This is a genomic window from Agromyces sp. SYSU T00194 (genome assembly GCF_040496035.1).
GTDB lineage: Bacteria > Actinomycetota > Actinomycetes > Actinomycetales > Microbacteriaceae > Agromyces > Agromyces chitinivorans.
On sequence record NZ_JBEPJZ010000001.1, the window covers coordinates 1,626,637 to 1,649,748 of the forward strand.

23 protein-coding genes are annotated in these 23,112 nt (G+C 74.5%); 14 read left to right on the forward strand and 9 right to left on the reverse strand.

The window, feature by feature from the left end:
- Positions 1-13 precede the first annotated feature (13 nt).
- Positions 14-961, forward strand: a complete 948-nt coding sequence (locus ABZK10_RS07500; protein WP_353808553.1) for a phosphodiesterase — start codon at positions 14-16, stop codon at positions 959-961.
- Positions 962-984: 23 nt separating this feature from the next.
- Here ABZK10_RS07500 and ABZK10_RS07505 read toward each other — a convergent pair whose 3' ends face one another.
- Positions 985-1,209, reverse strand: a complete 225-nt coding sequence (locus tag ABZK10_RS07505) for a hypothetical protein (protein WP_353808554.1) — start codon at positions 1,207-1,209, stop codon at positions 985-987.
- A 113-nt stretch (positions 1,210-1,322) separates the two neighbouring features.
- On the opposite strand from ABZK10_RS07505, the gene ABZK10_RS07510 reads away from it, so the two are divergent.
- A complete protein-coding gene (locus ABZK10_RS07510) occupies positions 1,323-1,622 on the forward strand; it encodes a hypothetical protein (RefSeq protein ID WP_353808555.1) in 300 nt (99 codons plus the stop codon).
- 52 nt (positions 1,623-1,674) lie between these two features.
- On the opposite strand, the gene ABZK10_RS07515 is transcribed toward ABZK10_RS07510, so the two are convergent.
- Positions 1,675-2,112, reverse strand: coding sequence for a hypothetical protein (locus tag ABZK10_RS07515; protein ID WP_353808556.1), 438 nt, complete (start codon positions 2,110-2,112; stop codon positions 1,675-1,677).
- Between the two features lie 5 nt (positions 2,113-2,117).
- The gene (locus ABZK10_RS07520) at positions 2,118-3,731 is read right to left on the reverse strand and encodes a stealth family protein (protein WP_436408529.1); all 1,614 of its coding nucleotides are present in this window, start codon (positions 3,729-3,731) and stop codon (positions 2,118-2,120) included.
- Positions 3,732-3,955: 224 nt separating this feature from the next.
- Between ABZK10_RS07520 and ABZK10_RS07525 the strand changes: the two genes are divergently transcribed.
- Genes ABZK10_RS07525 through ABZK10_RS07535 form a run of 3 tightly spaced genes read left to right on the forward strand, consistent with a single transcriptional unit; the run spans position 3,956 to position 6,469 of the window.
- Positions 3,956-4,771 (forward strand): hypothetical protein, encoded by an 816-nt coding sequence (locus ABZK10_RS07525; protein ID WP_353808557.1) that lies wholly within the window; start codon positions 3,956-3,958, stop codon positions 4,769-4,771.
- Positions 4,772-4,806: 35 nt separating this feature from the next.
- Positions 4,807-5,316, forward strand: coding sequence for an FBP domain-containing protein (locus tag ABZK10_RS07530; RefSeq protein WP_353808558.1), 510 nt, complete (start codon positions 4,807-4,809; stop codon positions 5,314-5,316).
- Between the two features lie 10 nt (positions 5,317-5,326).
- Positions 5,327-6,469, forward strand: a complete 1,143-nt coding sequence (locus ABZK10_RS07535; protein WP_353808559.1) for a DUF443 domain-containing protein — start codon at positions 5,327-5,329, stop codon at positions 6,467-6,469.
- A 20-nt stretch (positions 6,470-6,489) separates the two neighbouring features.
- Here ABZK10_RS07535 and ABZK10_RS07540 read toward each other — a convergent pair whose 3' ends face one another.
- The 3 genes from ABZK10_RS07540 to ABZK10_RS07550 are packed head-to-tail and all read right to left on the reverse strand — an operon-like array spanning position 6,490 to position 9,159.
- On the reverse strand, positions 6,490-7,317 hold the full coding sequence (locus ABZK10_RS07540; RefSeq protein ID WP_353808560.1) for an SGNH/GDSL hydrolase family protein: 828 nt from the start codon (positions 7,315-7,317) through the stop codon (positions 6,490-6,492).
- 37 nt (positions 7,318-7,354) lie between these two features.
- The gene (locus tag ABZK10_RS07545) at positions 7,355-7,546 is read right to left on the reverse strand and encodes a DUF1918 domain-containing protein (RefSeq protein ID WP_353808561.1); all 192 of its coding nucleotides are present in this window, start codon (positions 7,544-7,546) and stop codon (positions 7,355-7,357) included.
- Between the two features lie 17 nt (positions 7,547-7,563).
- Positions 7,564-9,159, reverse strand: coding sequence for a PucR family transcriptional regulator (locus tag ABZK10_RS07550; RefSeq protein WP_353808562.1), 1,596 nt, complete (start codon positions 9,157-9,159; stop codon positions 7,564-7,566).
- 188 nt (positions 9,160-9,347) lie between these two features.
- Between ABZK10_RS07550 and gabT the strand changes: the two genes are divergently transcribed.
- The 9 genes from gabT (at position 9,348) to ABZK10_RS07595 (ending at position 19,672) form a co-directional block, all read left to right on the forward strand.
- Positions 9,348-10,736 carry a 4-aminobutyrate--2-oxoglutarate transaminase gene (gene gabT / locus ABZK10_RS07555; protein WP_353808563.1) on the forward strand — a complete coding sequence of 463 codons (1,389 nt, stop codon included), beginning with the start codon at positions 9,348-9,350 and terminating at the stop codon, positions 10,734-10,736.
- The gene (locus tag ABZK10_RS07560; protein WP_353808564.1) at positions 10,733-12,202 is read left to right on the forward strand and encodes an NAD-dependent succinate-semialdehyde dehydrogenase; all 1,470 of its coding nucleotides are present in this window, start codon (positions 10,733-10,735) and stop codon (positions 12,200-12,202) included. Before gabT ends, ABZK10_RS07560 begins: the two co-directional genes overlap by 4 nt.
- 38 nt (positions 12,203-12,240) lie before the next feature.
- Positions 12,241-12,690 (forward strand): FAS1-like dehydratase domain-containing protein, encoded by a 450-nt coding sequence (locus ABZK10_RS07565; RefSeq protein WP_436408496.1) that lies wholly within the window; start codon positions 12,241-12,243, stop codon positions 12,688-12,690.
- On the forward strand, positions 12,687-13,136 hold the full coding sequence (locus tag ABZK10_RS07570) for a MaoC family dehydratase (RefSeq protein ID WP_353808566.1): 450 nt from the start codon (positions 12,687-12,689) through the stop codon (positions 13,134-13,136). The genes ABZK10_RS07565 and ABZK10_RS07570 overlap by 4 nt, the downstream gene beginning before the upstream one ends.
- The gene (locus ABZK10_RS07575) at positions 13,133-14,356 is read left to right on the forward strand and encodes a UDP-N-acetylmuramate dehydrogenase (protein ID WP_353808568.1); all 1,224 of its coding nucleotides are present in this window, start codon (positions 13,133-13,135) and stop codon (positions 14,354-14,356) included. Before ABZK10_RS07570 ends, ABZK10_RS07575 begins: the two co-directional genes overlap by 4 nt.
- A 77-nt stretch (positions 14,357-14,433) precedes the next feature.
- Complete coding sequence (locus ABZK10_RS07580) at positions 14,434-17,079, forward strand: phosphoenolpyruvate carboxylase (protein WP_353808569.1); 2,646 nt, start codon at positions 14,434-14,436, stop codon at positions 17,077-17,079.
- A gap of 122 nt (positions 17,080-17,201) precedes the next feature.
- On the forward strand, positions 17,202-18,554 hold the full coding sequence (locus ABZK10_RS07585; protein ID WP_353808570.1) for a hypothetical protein: 1,353 nt from the start codon (positions 17,202-17,204) through the stop codon (positions 18,552-18,554).
- A 125-nt stretch (positions 18,555-18,679) separates the two neighbouring features.
- Entirely contained in the window at positions 18,680-19,123 is a 444-nt protein-coding gene (locus tag ABZK10_RS07590) for a hypothetical protein (protein ID WP_353808571.1), read from the forward strand.
- A gap of 36 nt (positions 19,124-19,159) precedes the next feature.
- A complete protein-coding gene (locus ABZK10_RS07595) occupies positions 19,160-19,672 on the forward strand; it encodes a PaaI family thioesterase (protein ID WP_353808572.1) in 513 nt (170 codons plus the stop codon).
- Here the strand turns inward: ABZK10_RS07595 and ABZK10_RS07600 are convergent.
- From ABZK10_RS07600 to ABZK10_RS07610, 3 genes are read right to left on the reverse strand one after another with little or no spacing between them, the layout of a single operon-like run.
- A complete protein-coding gene (locus tag ABZK10_RS07600) occupies positions 19,650-21,269 on the reverse strand; it encodes a bifunctional phosphatase PAP2/diacylglycerol kinase family protein (protein WP_353808573.1) in 1,620 nt (539 codons plus the stop codon). The two genes, ABZK10_RS07595 and ABZK10_RS07600, sit on opposite strands and share 23 nt — an antisense overlap.
- The gene (locus tag ABZK10_RS07605; RefSeq protein WP_353808575.1) at positions 21,266-21,913 is read right to left on the reverse strand and encodes a response regulator; all 648 of its coding nucleotides are present in this window, start codon (positions 21,911-21,913) and stop codon (positions 21,266-21,268) included. The genes ABZK10_RS07600 and ABZK10_RS07605 overlap by 4 nt, the downstream gene beginning before the upstream one ends.
- Positions 21,910-23,103, reverse strand: coding sequence for a sensor histidine kinase (locus ABZK10_RS07610; RefSeq protein ID WP_353808576.1), 1,194 nt, complete (start codon positions 23,101-23,103; stop codon positions 21,910-21,912). Before ABZK10_RS07610 ends, ABZK10_RS07605 begins: the two co-directional genes overlap by 4 nt.
- Between the last annotated feature and the right edge of the window lie 9 nt (positions 23,104-23,112).

Below are 23,112 nucleotides of genomic sequence, written 5' to 3' on the forward strand. Positions count from 1 at the left end.
GATGGGACGAATCGTGACCACCCGCACGGCCGAGTACCCGCGGCCGGATCACTTCCTGCTCCACATCTCCGACACCCACCTCCTGGCCGGTGGCGGAAGCCTCTACGACCGCGTGCCGAGCGAACGGCACCTGCGGCAGCTCTTCGACGAGTTCGAGGCGTCCGGTGCCCGCCCCGAGGCCATCGTGTTCACGGGCGACCTCGCCGACCGCGGCGAGCCCGACGCCTACGCGCGCCTGCGCCGCATCGTGGAGCCCGCCGCCGAGCGCGTCGGCGCCGAGGTGATCTGGGTGATGGGCAACCACGACGAGCGGCGGGCCTTCCGCCGCGGCCTGTTCGACGAGGTGGGCAGCGAGCGCCCGGTCGATCGCGCCTACGACGTCAACGGGCTGCGCGTCATCACGCTCGACTCGACCGTGCCCGGCCACCACCACGGCGAGGTCGCCGAGGAGCAGCTCGACTGGCTCGCCGAGGAGCTGTCGACGGATGCCCCGCACGGCACGATCCTCGCCATGCACCACCCGCCCGTGCCCAGCGTGCTCGACCTCGCGGTGAGCGTCGAGCTGCGCGACCAGGCCGCGCTCGCCGAGGTCGTCGAGGGCAGCGACATCCGCTCGATCATCGCCGGGCACCTGCACTACTCGTCGACGGCGACCTTCGCGGGCGTGCCGGTGTCCGTGGCGTCCGCCACCTGCTACACGCAGGACCTCAACGTGCCGGTCGGCGGCACCCGCGGCCGCGACGGTGCGCGCGCGTTCAACCTCGTGCACGTGTACCCGTCGACCGTGCTGCACTCGGTCGTGCCGCTGGGCGAGTTCCCGGCGCTCGACTGGATCGACGCCGACGAGTCGGCCGCGCGCCTCGCAGGCGACGGCATCGTCATCGCCGACGCGGAGACGCCTCCGGCGCCGGCAGAGGCGCCGCTGACGCTGCCGCAGACGGTGCTGGCCGACCTGCGCTGACGCCCGGCGCGCGTCGGGAGCCGTCAGCCGATGCCGGGGTGCTCCGCCGCGGTGCGGGGGATGGTCACGTGCACCGCGACGTCGGCGCCGTCGCGCCCGCCGGGGGCCTCGGGAACGGCCGTTCGGCGCACGATGCCCTGGAGTGGCCAGACCTGGATGGACGGGTGCGGACGAGGGGCGTCCTCGTGTACGCGCGCGCGGCCGAACCTCGGGACGCGCGCCCAGCCGGCCTGCCGTTCGATGCCCATGGTGCTCCTCGTATCGTGCGCATGCTCGCGCACCTCCATGGTGCGCCCCTGCCGGGCGAGCGGAGGGGCCGTTGGTCCCGTGCGCGTGCGCGTTCGGGGCAGACGCTGGTCGCATGGACACGATGCATGCGCCCAACGGCGCGACCGTCCTCCCGGAGGCGGCCGCGGACGGCCGTGTCGCGCGGTTCCTGCTCCTGGTGCTCCTCGCATTCACGGCCGTGACCGCTGCGGCGGGCGGGATCGCCCTCGTCGTCGGGAGCCTCGTGCAGGTCGCGCTCATCCCGTTCAGTGCGCTGCAGGCCCTGTACTTCGCGATCGGGCTCGCCGAGGTGGGCCTCGTGCTGCTCACGCTGGGTGTCTTCCGCGGCTGGGGCGGCGACGGTGCCCTGCGGCCGGGGAGTCCTGAGTCCTGAGTCCTGAGTCCTGAGTCCTGAGTCCTGAGCCCTGAGCCCTGAGCCCTGAGCCCTACTTGGGTGGCAGCGTCACCGACTGCTCGAGCGCGGTGACCTCGAGCGGCTCCGTCGTGGTCACGTACGTCGGCGTCCAGAACACGGTGGTGTGCGGCGCGTAGTCCATGGTGCAGGCGACGTTGTCGGGCAGCGGCGGGATCTCGATCGACACCGCGTTGCCCTCGCCGGCCTCGGCGGTGACGGCGATGTCGGTGCCGACCCACGGGCAGCTCGAGCTGCCCCAGAGTGTGACGGCCAGCTTGGTGCCCTCCTCGAGCCAGGCGGCCTGCATGCCGAGCTCGTCGGCGTCGGGGCTGGCCTGGTCGTACTCCTCCGGCTCGCCCGCGTAGTCCTCGACGGGACTCGTCCCGGGGTTGCACGCGGCGAGCAGGAGGAGGGCGCTCGCCGAGACGGCGAGCGCGACGGTGGTGCGGCGGAGCATCCGTCGGTCCATGCCGCTCAGCGTAGCGTCGCGCGCGGCTGGGCGACAGGGTCGTACGACCTGCCCGCCTCGGCGACCTCCCGCTCCCACGGCGCGGGGATCGGGAAGTAGCGCTCGAGGAAGTCGATCACGGCGCGCGTGCGCTGCTCGACCGGGATCTCCGGGAAGCTGCCGTCGTTCAGGCAGAACATGTCGTGGTCGCGACGCTTCAGCAGGCGGCGCATGGCGGGCAGCGCCTTCCGCAGCGTCGTCTCGACGTACTTCACGGTGACGTCGGTCTGCGTGACCGCGCGCCCCGTCATCAGTGCGTAGTAGTGGTAGAGCGAGTTGGTCACCGAGATGTCGGTCGCCGACCGGAAGCGACTGGCCGCGGTGCGCCGGAAGTCCTCGGGGAACTCGGCCTCGAGCTCGGCCATGACGCTCTTGCGCAGCGGGGCGGCGCAGTGCTCGAGGTGCCGGGTGGTGACCTTGCCGAAGCGCTCGCGCAGCAGGGCGCGGTTCACGCGGGCGGCGTTCTCGAAGCCGCTGCGGCTCGGGTCGGACTCGCCGAGGCCGATGCGGGTGGTGGCCTCGACGAACTTCGTGATGCCGCCGGGGGAGAAGAACACGTCGGGCCGGAGCGGGCGGCCGAAGAACATGTCGTCGTTGGAATACAGGAAGTGCTCGCTGATGCCGGGGATGTGGTGCAGCAGGCTCTCGACCGCGTGCGAGTTGTGCGTCGGCAGCACCGACGGGTCGGGGAACATGTCCTCGCTCGGCACGATGGTGACGCGCGGATGCTCGGCGAGCCAGTGCGGCGCGCCGGAGTCGGTGGCGATGTAGATGTGCCGCACCCACGGGGCGTACAGGTACACCGAGCGCAGCGCGTACTTCAGCTCGTCGATCTGGCGGAACCTGGCTTCGGAGTCGTCGCCCGCGCCGACCACGTACTGCTGCATGCGCTTGGCGCGCTCGCGCTGGAACTCGTCGCTCGAGCCGTCGACCCACGAGAAGACGATGTCGATCTCGAAGTTCACGTCGCTCGCGAGGGGGGTGAACATGTGCTCGAGCGTGGGCCAGTCGCGGCCGAACAGGTGCACCGTGTCCTGCACGGCCTCGGCGCGGGGGAGCGTGCGGCGCATGAGCGCGTTCTCGAGCGGCGCGGTGATCTGGTCGTCGCCGAAGTGCCAGAGCTCGAGCTGCAGGGCGGTCTCGGCGCCGTAGCGCAGCCTGCCGACCGGCTCGATGCGCGGGCGGTACAGGCGCATCGCCGTCGCCTTGCGGTGCGCGGCCAGGTGCCCGTCGGCGAGCAGCACGGGCTCGGCGCCGGCCAGCTTGCGGGGCTCGACCACCTCGGAGGTGAACGGCTCGTCCCAGAACGCCTCCGCGAAGGCGGCCGCGAGCTCCCGGCGCCGGGCACGGTCGACCGCGACGATCATGCGGTCGTCGTCGCCGCGCACGAGCAGGAACGGGATCGATGCCGCGTCGAGCACGCGCCCGACCTCGAGCAGGTCCTCGACCATCGACTCGTGGGGCGTCATGTGCCCGTTCCGCAGCGCGTACACGCCCTTGCGCACGACCACGTCGTCGCGCTCGAAGCGCGGGCGGCGGTGGCCGGAGGCGACGAGCACCAACTCCGGGGCATCCGACAGCTGCGGCACGGGTGCGGTCACCGGTTCCCGGCGCGCGAACGCCTCGCCGTCGTCGTGGGCGGGGCCTGCCGGGAAATCGGGATCGCTCGTCACTGCACCTCTGCTCTGCGGGGCCGGTCACGCGCGGTCGCGCGGAACGGGAAGATTCTATGTCGGCGCCGTGCGCCCGCCCGCCCCCTGTGCGGGGCCGCGCGTTCGGCGTAGGCTCGGCGGCGGAGCCTCCGATGCCACCCGACGACGACCTCGACGCGCTGCGTGCACGTCGGCGCGCGCTCGAGGCGGTGGTCTACGGCACGCCCGACGGGCACGCGTCCCGGGCCGCCGACGAGCTGGCCGAGGTGCTCGGGCGCATCGCCGCCCTCGAGCGACAGGCGGACGCCGCGACGGCGACGGCCCCGGCACCACCCGGCGCAGGGCGAGCGGATGCATCCGAGCCGGAGAAGTTCGATGCGCTGATCGCCGGGCTCGGCGACGACATCGACGACACCGACGCCTCGGCAGCGGCCGGGACTGACGCGGCCGGGGCGGCCGGGGCGGTCGACGAGGCCGCCGCGGACGACGCGCCGTCGGCACCCGGGCGCCGGCGGGGCATCCGCCGCCTCCTCCTCGCCGGGGCGGCGGTGGTCGCGCTCGTCGCGTGGTTCGCCGTCACGATCACGCCTCCGACGGGCCCGGGCCTGGCGATCTTCGAGCGCGAGCAGGCGGAGGCCGACGTGCTGCCGATGGCCGCGTTCCTCGCGCCGAGCGAGCGGGAGACGACCCGGCTCGTCCATGAGGAGTTCGGCTACGGGTTCTGGGCGTTCCGCGACCGCTCGGGGCGGGTGTGCCTGATCATGCTGCAGCCGGGCACCATCGACGGGGCGGACGCGGACTGCGCCCAGGAGCCGACGTTCCTCGCCGGCGGGCTCTCGCTCGTGCTCGCCTACGAGGACATCCCCGACGGGCTCCGTCCGGCGGACATGCGGATGGGCGAGGTGCTCCGCCTCATCTGGACCGCCGACGCGGCCGGGGTCGCGTGGACCATGGACGCCGACGCCTGAGGCAGACTGGAGACGTCGACCCGGGGAGGAATCGCGTGCGACCACTGACCGATGCGGAGATCCGGGCCTCGCTCGTGAACGCCGTGGACGACGAGGCCGAGCAGCTGTCGCTGCCGCTCGACTACCCGCTCACCGAGTGGGGGGCGATCGAGTTCCTCGGCTGGCGCGACCCGAGGGCCCGGCAGCGCGCCTACCTCGTGACCCTGCGCGACGACCGGCCCGTCGGCATCGTGCTGCGCGCCGCCTCGACCACCATGTCGCGTCGCCACTCGGCGATCTGCAACCTCTGCCACACCATGCAGCCGGCCGACCAGATCTCGCTGTTCTCGGCGCTGCGGGCGGGCGACTCCGGCCAGCAGGGCAACTCGATCGGCACCTACATCTGCGCCGACCTGTCGTGCGCGGGCAACGTGCGCCTGGGCGCGCCGCTCGCGCCCCACGAGGTGCGCGCGCCCGGGCAGATGGAGCGGCGGATCGCGGAGACGGTGCGACGCACCGAGTCGTTCGTCGACGAGGTGCTGGGGGTGGCCGCGGGCGGACGCTAGCGTGACCGGTGTGAGCATCGCGACGCGCAGGCCCGGCTTCCTCGACTCCTGGCGCGCGCCGACCGCCGAGACGGTCGAGGCGAGCGCGATCGTCGCGGCGGCGGTCGCCTTCGTCGTCGCGGCCGTGTCGATGCTCCTCGTCGGCGGCCTCGAGTCGATCCCGATCACGGGCTGGGGCTCGGTCGCCGAGGTCTCGGCGTTCGCGGCCGCGATCTCGGCGGCGATCGCCTTCGGCGTCGGCTACCTCGTGCAGGGACTGCCGCTGAACGCGGCCTACGCCGAGCGCACGCCGACCTGGGCGCGCTGGATCGACGGGGTCGCGCTCGCGCTCACCGCCGCCGTGCTCGTGCTGCTGTTCGTCGTCGGGCTCGGGTCGCTGCTCGGCGACGCGTTCCTCGGCGCGAGCCTCTACGGCCTGACCGCGGCGCTGCTGGCGGGCGCCATCGCCGCCGTGGCCGCGTACTTCACGTACCTCGTCGCGGCCGGGGTGTCGGCGACCTCGATCGCGACGCTGCTCGCGTTCTTCCTCGTGAGCGGATGCCTCGGCAGCATGCTGACCGCGTCCGACCCGCTCTGGTGGCAGAAGAACCTCTCCGCCCTCGGCACCGTGCGCGACCTGTCGGGCTACGCGTTCGGCATCACGCTCATCCTCGGCGGGCTCGTGGTGGTCGCCCTCGCACGCTACATCGGCGGCGAGCTGCGACAGTGGGCCTCCGAGCGCGGGCTCGTCGCGGAGCGGGGCATCCGCATCATCACCGCCGGCCTGGTGCTGCTCGGGGCCTTCCTCGCCTGCGTCGGCCTCTTCCCGGTCGACCTGCACTTCGCGCTGCACAACTCGGTCGCGTCGGGCATGGCGGTCGTCTACCTGGTGCTCGTGGTCGGCCTGCGCTGGTTCCTGCCCGGCTTCCCGAACGCGTTCCTCGTGCTGGGCTACGCCTTCCTCGGCACCATCCTCGTGAGCGTGCTCATGTTCTTCCCATTCGGGTACTACAACCTCACGGCCGTCGAGCTGGTCGCGGCGGGGCTCATCTTCAGCTGGCTGATCATCTTCATCCGCAACATCACCGCATCGACGACCGATCGGCGCGTGCAGCAGGTCAGCGCCCGCATGACGGGCGACCCGGCCGCGCCCGTGCGCGAGCCGGGCTACTAGGCGGTCGGGGCCGCACGCGATCAGCGCGAGGTCGTGAGCGGCACCGGGGCGAGCGCGGGGCGCTTCGCGGTGCGCCCGTCGCCGGAGGAGCGCCCCGTGAGCCGACGACCGATCCACGGCATCACGAACTCCCGGTAGTAGGCGGCGGTGTTGCGGCTGCGGCCCGTCGCGGGCGCGGCGGCGACCTCGGCGACACCCCATTCCGGGGGCGTGGGCACGTCGAGCGCAGTGAGCACGTTGCTCGCCACGCGCGCGTGGCCGAGCGAGTTGAGGTGGAGCTTGTCCGCCGACCAGTAGCGGATGTCGCGCAGCCCGGCATCCGACCAGTTGTCGACCCGGGTGACCCCGTCGAGGGCGCCCCAGCCGAAGACCTCCTCGGCCAGCGCATCGCCGCGTCGGCCGAAGACGCCACCCATGGGCAGGTGGTCGGTCGGGTTCGCGCCCGACAGCAGGAGCACGTGGATGCCCGCGTCGCGGATGCGGTCGACCGCCCCGCGCAGCCGGTCGGCGACCTCGGGCACCGTGATGCGCGGGCGGAGGATGTCGTTGCCGCCGCCGTTCAGGCTGATCAGCTCCGGCCGGAGCGCGATCGCCGGCTCGAGCTGCTCGTCGATGATCGGGCCGAGCTTGCGGCCGCGGATCGCGAGGTTGGCGTAGCGGACGGTGGCTGCGGTGCCGGATGCCTCGGTGCCGGGTGCCGCGGTGCCGGATGCCTCGGCCTGCGCCGCCGCGTGCCGGGCCAGCCCGAGCGCGACGAAGTCGGCCCACCCGCGCACCGTGCCGTCGGGGAGCTCGTCGCCGACACCCTCCGTGAAGCTGTCGCCGATCGCCGCGTAGCTGTGGAACACCGGCCCAGACTAGCCGGACCGCGCGCCCCGCCAGGGGCTACCCGGTCTGCGCGTGCTCCACCTCGCAGTCGGAGCCGGGGAAGATGAGGCTCTCGTGGCCGTCGTCGAACCGCACGAGGTAGGGCGGTGCGCCGTCCTCGCCGCGGACGTCGATGATCTCGCCGTGCCGTTCCGCCTGGCCGACCTGCTTGCCGTGGATGATGAGGCGCTCGCCCGTGACCGCATGCATCGTGATCCCTCCGCCTCTCAGGGTACGCCGGGCGCTCCGTCGCGGCCAGACCCGTCCGCGTCCGCGTCGGGGCCGTCGTCCGCGCCGGCATCCGCAGCCAGCAGCGCGGCCCACAGGTCCGCCCGGGCGTGGAACGTGGAGAGGTCGCGCCCGAGCAGGCGCTCCGCGTGCTGCACGCGGGCGCGCACCGTGTGGCGGTGCACGCCGAGCGCGCGCGCCGCCGCGTCGAACTGCCCGTTGCGCTCGAGCCAGGCGCGCAGGGTCTCGACGAGCGCGGTGCCCTCCGCGGCATCGTGGGCGACGAGCGGATCGAGCGCGGCCCGCGCGACGTCGCGCGCATCGGTGCGTGCGAGGTAGGCGAGCACGCCCTGGCGCGCGACGTCGTCGAACTCGACCACGCTCGCGGTGCGCGCCTCGGCCGCGCGGTCCAGGGCGCGGCGCGCCTCGGCGTGTCCGCGGGCGAGGTCGTGCCAGGCGACCGGCCCGGCGACGCCGACCGCGACGCCGAACGCCCGTGCGAGCTCGTCCACGAGCGCGCGGTCGGCGGGGTCGAGGCAGATCGCCACGCGGTCGTCGTCGCAGGCGAAGAACAGGGCGCCCTCGCGGGTGTCGACCTGCAGCTCGAGCCACTCGACGAGCCCGCCCACCGGCTCCGGGGCCGCCGCGACGGCCACCTGGACGGGCCCGGCGGGCAGCGCGCCCCACATCTCGCGCGCGATGCGGTCGGGCAGCGCGACGTCGCCGGCCAGCATCGCGTGCAGGAGCCCGGTGCGCAGCAGTCCCGTGGCGCGGTCGAGGTGGCGGTGCTGCTCGAGTGCCAGGCCGGCCATGGCGATGACCGCGGTCATGACGCCCCGCCCCGCCTGGTCGAGCCGGTCGGCACCGCCGACGGCGAGCACGCCGCGGAGCGCCCCGCCGATGCCGAGCGTGTGCAGGCTCACCCGGTCGGTGCCGACCGGCACGATCACGCTCGCCCGCTGCCCGCGGCGGAGCAGCTCGCGCGCGCCGTCGCGCACGACCTCGATGCCCGCGGCGTCGAGCCCGCCCGCGGGGTACTCGCGGTCGACCCTGCCGCCCGCGCCGACGAGCGCGACCCACTGGCCGAGTTGGCGGGAGAGCTCGGCGAGCGTGGCGCTCAGGCCGTCGGGCCGGAGGGCCGCGAGGGCGAGCGCGCGCTGCGCCCCGAGCGCCCAGGTGCGCCGTGCGTACGCCTCCTCGGCGATGCCGGCGGCGACCGTGCGCGCGATCGCGATGAACGGGGTCGGGTAGGGCACCTCGACGAGCGGGAGACGGCGCGACGCGCACGCCGCGACGAGCGTGTCGGGCGTGCCGTCGCGCAGCACCTCGGTGCCGAAGCCCAGTCCCGCCACCCCGCGGTCGACGAGCCGGGCGACGTACGCGTCGGCGAACCCCGCGTCGGCGCCCTCGAACTGGCGGCCGGTCGTCAGCAGCAGCCCGCTCGCGTCGAGGAACGGCGTCGGGTCGGCGAGGTCGGACGCATGCGCCCATTCCACCGGGGCGTCGAGCGCCCCGGTCCGCAGGGCCGCCTCGTCGCCCACGAGGCGCAGGTCGAGTTCGCGATGGTCGAGCAGGGTGCGCAGGGTGGGATGCATCGCAGGTCCGATCGCTCGCGTGGCAGGGGGCATCCGTACTGTACATCGCGGCCAGCTTCATCGGGCGGATTGGACGCTGCGTACACCGCAGACGACGCGTTGCGGAACCTACGATCGGACCAGCGCACCCGCCCCGTCGACCCGACGGCCGTCCGTGCGCGCTCGCCCGCCACCCGAAGGAGTCCGCCATGACCCTCGCCGAACCCCGCTCCACCGAGGTCGCCGCCGCCGTCGGCGGCCCGGCCCTGCCGCAGCAGCGGCGCCTGGCCACGTCGATCCCCGGGCCCCGCTCGTCGGAGCTGCTCGCCCGCAAGGCCGCGGCGGTCGCACGCGGCGTCGGCCACGCGGCCCCCGTGCACGTGGTGGCCGCGGGCGGCGGCGTGCTGGTCGACGCCGACGGCAACTCCTTGATCGACCTGGGCTCGGGCATCGCCGTCACGAGCGTGGGCAACAGCAACCCTCGGGTGGTCGACGCGGTCTCCCGACAGCTCGAGGCGTTCACGCACACCTGCTTCACCATCGCCCCCTACGACGGCTACGTGTCGGTCGCCGAGGCGCTGAACCGCCTGACCCCGGGCGACCACGCCAAGCGCAGCGCGCTGTTCAACTCGGGCGCCGAGGCCGTCGAGAACGCGGTGAAGATCGCCCGCCGGGCCACCCGCAAGCAGGCCGTCGTCGCGTTCGACCACGCCTACCACGGACGCACCAACCTCACCATGGGCCTCACCGCCAAGAACATCCCGTACAAGCACGGGTTCGGCCCGTTCGCCCCCGAGGTGTACCGGGCGCCGCTGTCGTACCCGTTCCGCGACGGCGGGCTGAGCGGGGCGGATGCGGCGGCACGGGCCATCCTCCAGATCGAGAAGCAGATCGGGGCCGAGAACCTCGCCGCGCTCATCATCGAGCCGATCCAGGGCGAGGGCGGGTTCATCGTGCCGGCCGAGGGCTTCCTGCCGGCGCTCGCCGACTGGGCGCGCGCCAACGACGTGGTCTTCATCGCCGACGAGGTGCAGACCGGGTTCGGCCGCACCGGCGCGATGTTCGCGATGGAGCACGAGGGCGTCGTGCCCGACCTCGTCGTGACCGCGAAGGGCATCGCGGGCGGCCTGCCGCTCGCCGCCGTCACCGGCCGCGCCGAGATCATGGACGCGTCCGACCCGGGCGGACTCGGCGGCACCTACGGCGGCAACCCGCTCGCCTGCGCCGCCGCGCTCGCCGCGATCGAGGCGTACGAGCAGGACGGCCTCGTCGAGCGCGCCGCCGCCATCGGCGAGGTGCTGCTCGGTCGCCTCGCCGAGCTGCAGGCCGCCGACCCGCGCGTCGGCGACGTGCGCGGACGCGGCGCGATGGTCGCGATGGAACTCGTCGACCCGGTGACGGGCGCCCCCGACGCGGCGCTGACGTCGCGCATCGCCGCCTCGGCGGTCGCGCAGGGCGTGGTCGTGCTCACCTGCGGGACGTACGGGAACGTCATCCGCTTCCTCCCGCCGCTGACGATCTCCGACGCGCTCCTGCTCGAAGGGCTGGGCGTGGTCGCCGACGCCCTGGCCGCCGCGACCGAGGAGGTGCAGGCATGAGCGCCACCGCCACGCGCGAGGCCGCACTGCTCGCCGGCATCCCGACCCGCCTGTCGATCGGCGGCGAGTGGGTCGAGGCGTCGGGCGGCGCCACGCTGCCCGTGCACGACCCGTCGACCGGCGAGGTGCTCGTGCACATCGCCGACGCGAGCGTCGAGGACGGCGCACGCGCGCTCGACGCGGCCGTCGCCGCGCAGGATTCGTGGGCGGCGACCGCCCCGCGGCAGCGCGCCGAGATCCTGCGCCGGGCGTTCGACCTGCTGCAGGAGCGCGCCGACGACTTCGCGCTGCTGATGACCCTCGAGATGGGCAAGCCGCTCGCCGAGGCGCGCGGCGAGGTGACCTACGGCGGCGAGTTCCTGCGCTGGTTCAGCGAGGAGGCCGTGCGCATCCACGGCCGCTACGGGCTGAACCCCGAGGGCACCGGCCACATGGTCGTCTCGCAGCGGCCCGTCGGCCCCTGCTTCCTGATCACCCCGTGGAACTTCCCGCTCGCCATGGCGACCCGCAAGATCGCGCCCGCGCTGGCGGCCGGCTGCACCGTGGTCGTGAAGCCCGCCGCGCTCACCCCGCTCACGACGCTCGCGTTCGTCGCCCTGCTCGAGGAGGCGGGCCTGCCCGGCGGCGTGGTGAACGTCATCACGACCTCGCGCTCGTCGGCGGTGTCGTCGCCGATCATCGCCGACCCGCGCCTGCGCAAGCTCTCCTTCACCGGCTCGACGCCCGTCGGGCAGGCGCTGCTGCGCGAGGCCGCGAACGGTGTGCTGCGGGTGTCGATGGAGCTCGGCGGCAACGCCCCGTTCGTGGTCTTCGAGGACGCCGACCTCGACAAGGCCGTCGACGGCGCGATGCTCGCGAAGTTCCGCAACATCGGGCAGGCCTGCACGGCCGCCAACCGGTTCATCGTGCACGAGTCGGTCGCCGACGTGTTCGCGGCCCGGGTCGCCGAGCGGGTGCGCGCGATGCGCGTCGGCCGCGGCACCGAGGACGGCGTGCAGATCGGGCCGCTCATCGACGAGCGCGCCGTCGCCACGACGGGCGAGCTGGTGGCCGACGCGGTCGGGCGCGGCGCGACGGTGCTCGCCGGCGGCGAGGCATCCGGCGGCCCCGGCTCGTTCTTCGCGCCGACCGTGCTCGCGGGCGTCGCACCCGGCTCGCGGTTGCTGGCGGAGGAGATCTTCGGGCCGGTGCTCGGCATCACGACCTTCGCCGACGAGGACGAGGCCGTGCGGCTCGCCAACGCGACCGAGTACGGCCTGGTGTCGTACGTGTTCACGCAGGACCTCGCGCGCGGGCACCGCATGATCGACCGGCTCGACACCGGCATGATGGGCCTGAACGCGGGCGTCGTGTCGAACGCGGCGGCGCCGTTCGGCGGCGTCAAGGCGTCGGGCCTCGGCCGCGAGGGCGGGTTCGAGGGCATCCACGAGTACCTCTCGACGAAGTACACGCTGATCCCCGCCTGACCCGGGGGCGCGCGAACCTCCACCCGTAGACTGTCGGGGTGTCAGTGAACCCCGAGCTGCTGGGCCGCGAGTTCGCGCCCACCGAGCCCTACCTCGTCGGTCGCGAGAAGGTGCGCGAGTTCGCGCGCGCCGTGTTCGCGACGAACCCGATCCACTTCGACCCCGAGGCCGCGCGCGCGGCCGGCCACGCCGACGTGGTCGCCCCGCCGACGTTCCCGGTCGTCGTGCAGGAGCACACGCTCGCGCAGCTGCTCGCCGAGCCCGACGCCGGCATCGACTTCAGCCGAGTCGTGCACGGCGACCAGCGCTTCAGCTACTCGCGCCCGGTCGTCGCGGGCGACGAGCTGACCGCGCAGCTCGCGGTCACGAGCGTGAAGACGCTCGGCGGCAACGCCATGGTCACCGCCGAGTCGACGATGACGGATGCCGCGGGCGCGCACGTCGTCACGGCGATCTCGTCGCTCGTCGTGCGGGGAGGGGACGCATGACCGCCGCATCCGCCGCCGCACCCGCGACGCCCGACCTCGCCGCGCTCGCCGTGGGCGACGTGGTCGCCGAGCGCACCGTGCCGATCACGCGCGACGCGCTCGTGCGCTACGCCGGGGCGTCCGGCGACTTCAACCCCATCCACTACCGCGACGACGTCGCCGCATCGGTCGGGCTGCCGGGCGTGCTCGCCCACGGCATGCTCACCATGGGCATCGCCGTGCAGCCGGTCGTCGACTGGGCGGGCGACCCCGGCCGCGTGGCCGACTACCAGGTGCGCTTCACGCGCCCCGTCGTGGTCGACCCCGCCGACGGCGCCGAGCTGTCGATCGTCGCGAAGGTCGGCCAGCTCGACGCCGAGGCGGGCACTGCGCGCATCGACCTCACGGTGAGCGCCGCCGGGTCCACCGTGCTCGGCAAGGCCCAGGTGCAGGTGCGGCTGGCGTGACGGATGCCGCGACGTCATCGCCCGCGCAGGGCGGCGACGCCCTGCCGCTCAGCGAGCTGACGACGCTGCGCGTCGGCGGGCCGGCGGCGCGCATGGTGACCGCGACGACCGAGGACGAGCTCGTCGCGCTCGCCCGCGAGACGTGGGAGGCGGGCGGGCCGTGGCTCGCGCTCGGCGGCGGGTCGAACCTGCTCGTCGGCGACGACGGCGTGCCGGGCACGGTCATCCGCGTTGCGACCACGGGCATCGCGACCCGCGCCGGCGGCGAGCCGAACACCGTGCACCTGCGGGTGCAGGCCGGCGAGCGGTGGGACGACCTCGTCGCGTACACGGTCTCCCGCGGCTGGTCGGGCATCGAGGCGCTGTCGGGCATCCCGGGCAGCGTCGGCGCGGCGCCCGTGCAGAACATCGGGGCGTACGGGCAGGAGCTCGTCTCCGTGCTCGTCGCGATCGACTTCCTCGAGGAGGACGCCGACGCGCCCCGTCGCATGACCGCCGACGAGCTCGAGCTCGGCTACCGCACGTCGGTGCTGAAGCAGGGCCTCCGCGGCATCGTCACCGCGGTCGAGCTCGAGCTGCACGACACGGCGCCCGAGCGCGACGTGCTGGGCGGCGCGCTCGGCGTGCCGATCGCCTACGCGCAGCTCGCGAACGCCCTCGGCGTGCAGCTCGGCGACCGCGTGCCGGTCGAGCAGGTGCGCTCCGCCGTGCTGGCACTGCGCGCCTCGAAGGGCATGGTGCTCGACCCCGACGACCACGACTCCTGGAGCGCCGGGTCGTTCTTCACCAACCCCATCGTCACCGAGCACGTCGCCCGCACGATGCCGTCGGACGCCCCGCGCTGGTACGTCGAGCCCGAGACGCCGCCCGAGGTGGTGCCGCTCACGGGCCTCGACGAGAGCCCGCTCGACCAGTTCCTCGCGCACCAGGCCGAGGCCGAGGCATCCGCCGCCGAACCCGACGCCGCCGAGCCCGCCGGCGAGGTGCAGGTGAAGCTCTCGGCCGCGTGGCTCATCGAGCACAGCGGCATCCACCGCGGGTTCGCGCTGCCGGGCTCGCATGCGGCGGTCTCGAGCAGGCACACGCTGGCGCTGACCAACCGCGGCGGGGCGAGCGCCGACGAGCTCGTGCAGCTCGCGAGGTTCGTGCGCAGCCGCGTGCAGGCCGAGTTCGGCATCCTCCTGGAGCCGGAGCCCGTGCTCGTGGGCACCGAGCTCTGAGCCCCGCGCGTGACGTCTCGCGTCCGGCCGGTAACGTGCCGGTCACACTCCGCCGGTAGCGTCGAAGGGTGAGCACCATGGACACCGATACCCTGCAGTCCGGCCGCGCCCAGGCGACCGAGGCGGTCGATCGCGCGCTGCGCGCCGACGTCAGCCTCCTCGGGGAGCTGCTCGGACGCGTGCTGCGCGAGGCCGGCGGCGAAGCGCTGCTGGCCGACGTCGAGCACCTGCGCGGCCTCGTTATCCGCGCCTACGACGGCGACGCGACCGCCCTGGCCGACGCGGAGGCGTTCGTCGCCGGGCTCGAGATGGAGCGTGCCGAACAGGTCGCCCGCGCGTTCACCGTGTACTTCCACCTCGCGAACCTCGCCGAGGAGCACCACCGTGTGCGCGTGCTGCGCGAGCGCCAGGCGGGTGGGGCGGATGCCGCGGCCGACTCGATCCCCGGCGCCCTGTCGCTGCTCGCGGAGGAGGTCGGCGACGACGAGGCGAACCGCCGGCTGCGCGAGCTGCGCTTCCACCCCGTCTTCACCGCGCACCCGACGGAGGCCCGGCGACGGGCGGTCGCCTCGGGCATCCGTCGCGTCGCCGACCAGCTCTCGAAGCTGCACCTCGCCGTCGACGGCACCCCGGCCCACGCCGAGTCCGAGCGGCGGATGCTGGAGGAGATCGACATCCTCTGGCGCACGTCGCCGCTGCGCATGACGCGGCCCACCCCGCTCGACGAGGTGCGCACGGTCATGAACGTGTTCGACCAGACGCTGTTCGAGGCCGTGCCGCGCGTCTACCGCCTGCTCGACGACGCGCTGCTCGGCCCCGACGCCGGCGCGCGCCCCGTGGCGGCCGTGCCGTTCCTGCGCCTGGGCACGTGGATCGCCGGCGACCGCGACGGCAACCCCTACGTCACCGCGTCGACCACCAAGGCCGCCGCCGCGATCGCGTCGGAGCACGTGCTGCTGGGCCTCGAGCGCGCCGCGACGCGCATCGGCCGCTCGCTCACGCTCGACTCCGGCGACACCCCGCCCGATGCCGCGCTCGCCGAGCTGTCGCGCCGGCAGCAGTCGCTCGCCGACGAGCTCGCCACCCAGATCGGCACCCGTGCCCCGAACGAGCCGCACCGCAAGGCGCTGCTCGTCGTGGCCGAGCGCATCGCCGGCACGCGCCAGCGCGACGCCGACCTCGCGTACGGCGCGCCCGACGAGCTGCTCGCCGACCTCCGGGTCATCCAGGACTCGCTGGTCGCCGCCGGCGCCGCACGCAGCGCGAACGGCGAGCTGCAGCACCTCATCTGGCAGGTCGAGACGTTCGGTTTCCACCTCGCCGAGCTCGAGGTGCGCCAGCACTCGAAGGTGCACCGCGACGCGCTCGCCGACGTGCGATCGGGTGGCGGCCTGGCCGAGATGACCGAGGAGGTGCTGTCGGTCTACCGCACGATCGCCTCGCTGCAGCGCCGCTACGGCGTGAACGCCGCCCGCCGCTACATCGTGTCGTTCACGCAGTCGGCCGATGACATCGCCAACGTCTTCGCGCTCGCCGAGGCCGCGCTCGGGCCCGACGAGCAGCCGGTGATCGACGCGATCCCGCTGTTCGAGACGTTCGCCGACCTCGACGCGTCGACCGACATCCTCGACGCGATGATCGAGATCCCGCAGGTGCGGGCGCGCCTCGAGGCGACCGGTCGGCAGCTCGAGGTCATGCTCGGGTACTCCGACTCGTCGAAGGACGTCGGCCCGGTCTCGGCGACCCTCGCCCTGCACGACGCGCAGGCGCGCATCGCGGCCTGGGCCGAGCGCAACGACATCGAGCTCACCCTGTTCCACGGTCGCGGCGGTGCGCTCGGCCGCGGCGGCGGTCCGGCCAACGAGGCCGTGCTCGCCCAGCCGCCCGGCTCGGTGCAGGGCCGCTTCAAGCTCACCGAGCAGGGCGAGGTCATCTTCGCCCACTACGGCGACCCGACCATCGCGGTGCGGCACATCGAGCAGATGGCCGCGGCTACGCTGCTCGCGTCGAGCCCCGCGAACGAGCGGCGGAACGCCACCGCGAAGGCCGACTTCGAGCCGCTCGCCGCCGACCTCGACCGGGTCTCGCGCAAGCGCTTCTTCGACCTGGTGAAGGCCGAGGGCTTCGCCCCGTGGTTCGCGCAGGTCACGCCGATGGAGGAGGTCGGCCTGCTCGCGCTCGGCTCGCGGCCCGCACGCCGCGGCCTGTCGGTCGAGTCGCTCGAGGACCTGCGGGCCATCCCGTGGGTGTTCTCGTGGACGCAGGCGCGCATCAACCTCACGGGCTGGTTCGGGCTCGGCGCGGCGCTCGCCGCGATCGAGGACGACGCCGTGCTCCGCGACGCGTACGAGCGCTGGCCGCTGTTCCACTCGATGATCTCGAACGTGGAGATGTCGCTCGCGAAGACCGACCGGCGCCTCGCCGAGCGCTACCTCGCCCTGGGCGATCGCGACGACCTCGCCGCGCTCGTGCTCGACGAGATGGATCTCACCCGCGCGCAGGTGCTGCGCGTGAGCGGCAACGATGCGCTGCTCGAGGACCGCCCCGTGCTCGGTCGCGCGGTGCGCCTGCGCAGTCCCTACGTCGACGCCCTCTCGCTGCTGCAGCTGCGCGCATTGCGCGCGGTGCGCCAGGAGGAGGAGCGCGACCCGACCGACGAGCACCACCGCCTGCTGCTGCTCGCCGTGAACGGCATCGCGGCGGGCCTGCAGAACACGGGCTGAGCCGCGCCGAGGGACCGACCACGGGGTCGACCACGGGCCGATCCGCCCGCCGTGGCTCGACGACGGGCCGATCCGGTGTGGACAGTCCCGTTCCTGTCACCCGAATGGGGGAGGATGGCCGGGTGCCCGTGACACTCCGCCTGCCCCTGCTCCGCTCGCCGATGGTCTGGTTCGCCGCGATCCTGCTCGGGTTCGTCCTGGGCCTGCTCGTTCCGGGCAATCGGTTCATCGTCGTGCCGCTCCTCGTCGCCGCCGTGCTCGCCGCCGCCGCGCTCGTCGTGCGCGTGCTGTTCCCGCCGGTCGTGATCGACCTGGAGCGTCACCTGGTGCGACTGGGCAGCGCCGAGGTGTCGATCGCCACGATCGATCGGGTGACCCGGCGCGCGGAGATCTCACCGAGCGCGGCGTACCTCACCTATCGCCTCCACTCCTCCGACGGCCCGTCCGCCCGCGTGCTGGTGGCCGGGCGACCGCTCCGCGGCCTCGACGAGTCGGGTGCCCGCGCCCTTCGCGAGGTGATCGCGCTCGCGCCGATCGCCGTGCCCGACGACGGCGGGCTCACCGACCGGCAGGCCGCGATCGCCGCGAACCTCCAGGGCGACCGTGGTGCGCACCCCGCGGGTCGCGAGCTCCTCCTCGCCGAGCTGGACGAGCTGATCGGCACCGCCGACGACGCGGGCGATCCCGGTGCGCCCGTCCCGGACGCGCGGAGGGAGCCCGCTGCGGCGCCGACGGTGGACCCGGCCGAGGCCCGACGCGCCGTCACCGAACCGGGACCCGTGCCGGAGCCCGATCCCGAGCCCGTGCCCGAGGAGCACCTCGCCGACCTCGACGCCGACGAGGCCGATGCGCGGAGCACCATCGCGGCGCTGTCGCCCGCGCCGACCCGCGCCCTGGTGGTCGGCGTGCTCGTCGTCGTGCTGGGGGCGCTCGCCTTCGCGGGCGGGCTGATCGCGGGGGTCGTCGTCGAGACCACGACGGGAGCGCGCACCGAGGGCGGCACCCACGCGGCGGTCGTCGGCTGGGTGCTCGCCGGGCTCGTCGCGGGGCTCGCGGGAACGCTGTCGTGGAGCATCGGCGCCGACCTCCGCGCCGTGCAGCGTCGTCGCGCGGCGGCCGCGTGGCTGGCGGCGGCCGACCCCGCACGTCGCGAACGGGGCCTCGCGCGCGCGTTCTGGCCGGCCGAGGCGGATGCCGCCAACCGCACCATCGCGATCGGCTGGTTCAGCGGCCTCGTCATCGCGCTGCTCGCCGCGCTCGCGCTCATCGTCCTCCTGATCGAGGGCGAGTACCCCGGCATCGCGTTCGGCGCGTTCGCCGTCGCCGTCGTCGCCGGGGTCGCCGGCGTCGGCGGCTGGATCATCGCGCGCCGGCGGAGGTCGGCCGCAGCGGCGCGGCTCGCGGTGCTCATCGACCGGCGCATCCGGCTCGAGCAGTCGCTGGTCGAGCAGGCGTCGGGCGCCGACGGCGCGTAGCCCTCGCTGGCTCGTGCCGCGGTCGTGGCGCGGGCGCGTCCCGGGGTCGGCACGCGCACGTTCCGGACGGAGCATGCGTGGGCATCGATGTGCGCTCATGTGAGCAGCCGGGTAGGGTGCCTCGGGTGATCCCCCAGCACTGGCAGCCCCACCACCGTTCCAACGACGACGAACTCGTCGGCTACCTCGCACCCGTCGACGGTGTCTCCCGCATGACGAGCGTCGACGAGGAGGGGCCGGTCGTCGCGATGACACTCGTGGGCACCGCGCTCGGCGAGGTCACGGGGCCGGGGGTGGCGCGCATGGCGCTCGATGCGCACGGCCTCGACGTGCTCGACGCGCGCTGGTGGTGCCGACTGCCCGAGTCGCTCGACCGGGAGCGCCTCGACGCCGCGGAGCCCGAGGACGCCTGGGAGTGGCGACCGGTCGTCATCGCCGAGTCGGGCACCGAGGAGTGCGTCGTTCGGCTCGCCTATCCCGGTGACGACGAGGCCGAGGCGTCCGCGGTGCTGCCCGTGCCTGCAGCGGGCCTGCTGCGGGCCGACCAGCCCGACCCCGAGTACGCCTGACCCGGATTCGGTACGCCGAGCCACTACCGTGGTCGCATGACCCACGAGGCATGGCCCACCGAACATGCGACCCTCGAGTGGGCCGATCCCGCGATCGGCCTCGCGTCGCTGCCCGAGCTGAGCGGGTTCGACTACCTCGAGGGCATCCGGGCCGGGCGCATTCCGCCGCCGCCCATGGCCGCGACGATGGCCATGGACCTCCGCCTGGTGGGGGAGGGCACCGTGGAGTTCGACGTGACCCCGCACGCGCGGCACCTGAACCCGCTTGGCGTGGTGCACGGCGGCCTGGCCTGCACCGTGCTCGACACGGTCGCCGGATGCGCGGGCCAGACCACGCTCCCCGCAGGCGTCGGCTACACCTCGATCGACCTGCAGGTCGGCTACCTGCGCCCGATCATGCCGACGACCGAGCCGTTGCGCGCGGTGGGCCGCGTGGTCAAGGGCGGCCGCCGCGTCATCTTCACCGAGGCCGAGCTGTTCGACCCCGCCGGCGACGCCCTCGCCACGGCGACGAGCAGCCTGCTGGTCATCGACCGCCGCGGGAACTGACGGCGGAGCCGTCGGCCTGGCGGGTGCGCGCGTACACCCGCAGTTCCCCCGGCAGCACGCGGATGCGCGTGCGGTACGACCGCGGCGCGGGCAGCAGGTCGGCGCCGGGCAGCGCCGCGCCCGGGTCCTCGGCGACCTCGCCGTCGTGCGCGAAGCCGTGCGGTCGGCCGGGCGCCGGGAAGACGTCGACCACGAGCTCGCGCGCGTCGAACGCCTCGATCTGCTCGGGCAGCAGGCGGAGGGTGCGCAGCACCGCGCTCGTGCGCCGGCCGAAGGAGAGCGACGCGACCGCGCCGGTGCGCGTGCCGGCGCGCAGGATGCGCACGCCGAGCGCGCCGTCGGCGAGGCGGTGTCGCGCGAGCGGCGCCAGCGTGACGGGGTCGCTGCCGCCCACGCTCGTGAAGAGCGTCCAGACCCGCATCGGCCGCCCGTCGACCTCGAGCGCGATCGGCTCGGCGCGGCCGAGCACCTTCCATGCGGCGACCAGGGCCGCCGGCCACTTGCCGATCGCCGGCTCCCGCCGCTCGCGCTCGAGCACGAAGCCCGGGTAGATGCCGACCGAGGCGGAGTTCAGCACCGTGACGGGTGACTCGTCGGCAAACGTCAGCTCGGCGGCATCCGTGCGCACCCCCGTGCCGGCCTGCACCGCGTCGATCGCGTCGGCCGCCGAGTCGAGCCCGGCCGCGCGGGCGAAGTGGTTGAACGTGCCGCCGGGCACGACGAGCAGCGGCAGGCCGGTGCGCCGGGCGATGCCCGCGACGCGCGCGACCGTGCCGTCGCCGCCGACCACGCCGAGGATGCGCGGCGGGGCGTCGCCCGCGAGGGCCGCGTCGACGGCGGGGTCGAGGTCGTCCACCCGGTCGAGCTCGAGCAGCGTCGCGTCGGGCAGCCGCCGGGTCAGCGCCCGCACCGGGTCGGCGCGGACGACCGCCCGCCCCGACGACGGGTTCACGACGACCAGCACGCCCTCGCCCGTGGGCGACGCGGGCAGGTCGACGCGCGGGCCGTGCGCCACGGGCGGCGCGGGCGCCGGTCGCGGTGGCACGACGAGCCCGCCGATCAGCGCGAGCCCCGCCCCGATGCCGACGCCCGCGACCACGTCGGAGAGCCAGTGGGCGCCGGTGTGCAGCCGCGAGTAGGCGACGGATGCCGCGACCGGCGCGATGGCGAGCCCCGCGCGCGGCGCCTCCAGTGCGACGCCCGTCGCGAACGCCGCGGCGCTCGCCGAGTGCCCCGACGGGAACGACGCCGACGTGGGTTGCGCGGCCAGCCGCCGCCCGACCGGGATGTCCTTCAGCAGCTGCCGCTCGCCGCCGAACACCTGCTTGCCGACGAGGTTCGCGACCGTGCTCGCCGCCGCGAGCGAGAGCACCCCGCGCAGGGCCGCCCGGCGGCGCCCGAAGATCGCGAGCCCCGCCGCGATCGCGAACCACAGCCGCCCGCGATCGGCCGCGTGCGACAGCCGCACCCAGGCCCGGTCGGCCGCCGGGTGCGCATGGCTGCGGTTCAGCCGCGCGGCGAACCGCGAGTCGGCCCGGCGGATCGACCGCGGGATGAGCCGCACGCGGCGGATCTCCGAGCGCAGGGACCCGCTCACAGGAGGCCCAGCTCCATGGCGCGCGTGACCGCGCGGGTGCGGTCGGAGACGTCGAGCTTCTCGAAGACGTGCTGCAGGTGGGTCTTCACGGTGGCCTCGCCGATGAACAGCTCGGCGGCGATCGCGGGGTTGCTGCGGCCGTCCGCGACGAGGCGCAGCACCTCGAGCTCGCGCGGTGAGAGCGCGGGCGGGTCGGATGCCGCGGGGCCGGCGCCCGTGCGCACGCGGGCCACGAGCTTGGCGGCGATCGAGGGTGCCAGCACGGTCTCGCCGGCGGCGACGGCGCGCACGCCCGCGACGATCTCGTCCTGCGGGGCGGCCTTCAGCAGGTAGCCCGAGGCGCCGGCCTCGATCGCGCCGATGATGTGATCGTCGGTCTCGTAGGTCGTGAGCACGAGCACCCGGGTCGCCGCGCCCGTGTCGGCCGCTGCCGCGAGGATGCGCTCGGTCGCCCCGGCGCCGTCGAGGCCGGGCATGCGCAGGTCCATGAGCACGAGATCGGGGGCGTGCTCCGCCGCGAGGCGCACCGCCTCGAGCCCGTCCGACGCCTCGCCGACGACCTCGACGTCGTCGAGTGCGGCGAGCATGCCGGCGAGTCCGCCGCGCACGATGGGGTGGTCGTCGGCCACCAGGATGCGGATCACCGGGCCGCCTCCGGGTCGTGTGCCGCCTCCGGCGTCGCGGCCCCGAGCGGCACGGTCACCGTGAGCGCGGTGCCGCCCGCCGGACCGGGCTCGATCTGCAGGGTGCCGCCGACGAGCGCCACCCGGTCGCGCATGCCGGCGACCCCGAAACCGCCCGCGGCACCGGGATCCTCGCCCGGGCCGACGCCGTCGTCGAGCACCGTGAGCACGACCTCGCGCGCGCTCGCGGCGACCTCGATCGACGCCCGCGTGGCGCGTGCGTGCTTGCGCACGTTGGCCAGCCCCTCCTGCGCGCAGCGCAGCAGCACGACCTCGAGCTCGCGGTCGAGGCCCGGGGCATCCGCCGCCGTCTGCACCGCGACGCCGGTCTCGCGGCCGAAGCGCTGCCCGAGTCGTTCCAGGGCCTCGGCGAACGTCGACTCGACCCGCACGGGCGCCATCGACGCGACGAGCGACCGGGCCTCGGTGAGCGCGTCGCGTGCCATCTGCTCGATGAGCTCCGCATCGGATGCCGCCGTCGCGACGCCGTCCGCCGACCCGCGCGCGAGCTGCCCCCGCGTGCGCTGCGCGACCATGACCAGGCCCGTCAGCGACTGCGCGATGGTGTCGTGGATCTCGCGGGCCAGTCGCTCGCGCTCCGCAGAGACGCCCGCGTCGCGGTGCATCGCGGCCAGCTCGCCCTGCGCGGCCTGCAGCTCGTCGAGGAGTCGCGCGCGCTCGGCGCCGTACGCGGCGATGCGCGAGATCCAGAAGCCCAGCGCGAGGCTGCCGGTGAGCGAGATCACCGCGATGCCGAGGCCCGAGAGCAGGCCGTCGAGGCCGGCGCGGATCGCGTAGCCGACGACGACGGCGATCGCCGGGAGGATGTTGCTGACGACCGCGAGGCGCACGGTCGCGGCGGTCCACCACGCGAACGGGTAGATGAACGCCTGCATCACGGCGAACGACGGCTCGAACGAGACGCCCACCGCGAGCACCACCGAGAACGCGGCCGTCGGGCCGGCGTGGCCCAGCATCGAGGGGCCGGCGAGGTATCGCCGGGCCCACGCGAGGTAGATCACCAGGAAGGCGCCGATCGCCGCCAGTGCGACCCCGTCGCCCGTGCCGTACGGCGGGTCGACGAGCGCGAAGACCGCCGCGGCGACGGCCGTGGCCGCCGCCGCGAGGTCCCACCAGCGCTGTCCGCCCATGTGCTCAGC

Excerpts from the sequence above, each read along its gene's own strand:
- ABZK10_RS07570 (WP_353808566.1), top strand. The coding sequence starts at position 12,687 with ATGACCGCCGCATCCGCCGCCGCACCCGCGACGCCCGACCTCGCCGCG.
- ABZK10_RS07610 (WP_353808576.1), bottom strand. The coding sequence starts at position 23,103 with ATGGGCGGACAGCGCTGGTGGGACCTCGCGGCGGCGGCCACGGCCGTC.
- ABZK10_RS07515 (WP_353808556.1), bottom strand. The coding sequence starts at position 2,112 with ATGGACCGACGGATGCTCCGCCGCACCACCGTCGCGCTCGCCGTCTCG.
- ABZK10_RS07580 (WP_353808569.1), top strand. The coding sequence starts at position 14,434 with ATGGACACCGATACCCTGCAGTCCGGCCGCGCCCAGGCGACCGAGGCG.
- ABZK10_RS07525 (WP_353808557.1), top strand. The coding sequence starts at position 3,956 with ATGCCACCCGACGACGACCTCGACGCGCTGCGTGCACGTCGGCGCGCG.
- ABZK10_RS07505 (WP_353808554.1), bottom strand. The coding sequence starts at position 1,209 with ATGGGCATCGAACGGCAGGCCGGCTGGGCGCGCGTCCCGAGGTTCGGC.
- gabT (WP_353808563.1), top strand. The coding sequence starts at position 9,348 with ATGACCCTCGCCGAACCCCGCTCCACCGAGGTCGCCGCCGCCGTCGGC.
- ABZK10_RS07510 (WP_353808555.1), top strand. The coding sequence starts at position 1,323 with ATGGACACGATGCATGCGCCCAACGGCGCGACCGTCCTCCCGGAGGCG.
- ABZK10_RS07550 (WP_353808562.1), bottom strand. The coding sequence starts at position 9,159 with ATGCATCCCACCCTGCGCACCCTGCTCGACCATCGCGAACTCGACCTG.
- ABZK10_RS07595 (WP_353808572.1), top strand. The coding sequence starts at position 19,160 with ATGACCCACGAGGCATGGCCCACCGAACATGCGACCCTCGAGTGGGCC.
- ABZK10_RS07545 (WP_353808561.1), bottom strand. The coding sequence starts at position 7,546 with ATGCATGCGGTCACGGGCGAGCGCCTCATCATCCACGGCAAGCAGGTC.
- ABZK10_RS07560 (WP_353808564.1), top strand. The coding sequence starts at position 10,733 with ATGAGCGCCACCGCCACGCGCGAGGCCGCACTGCTCGCCGGCATCCCG.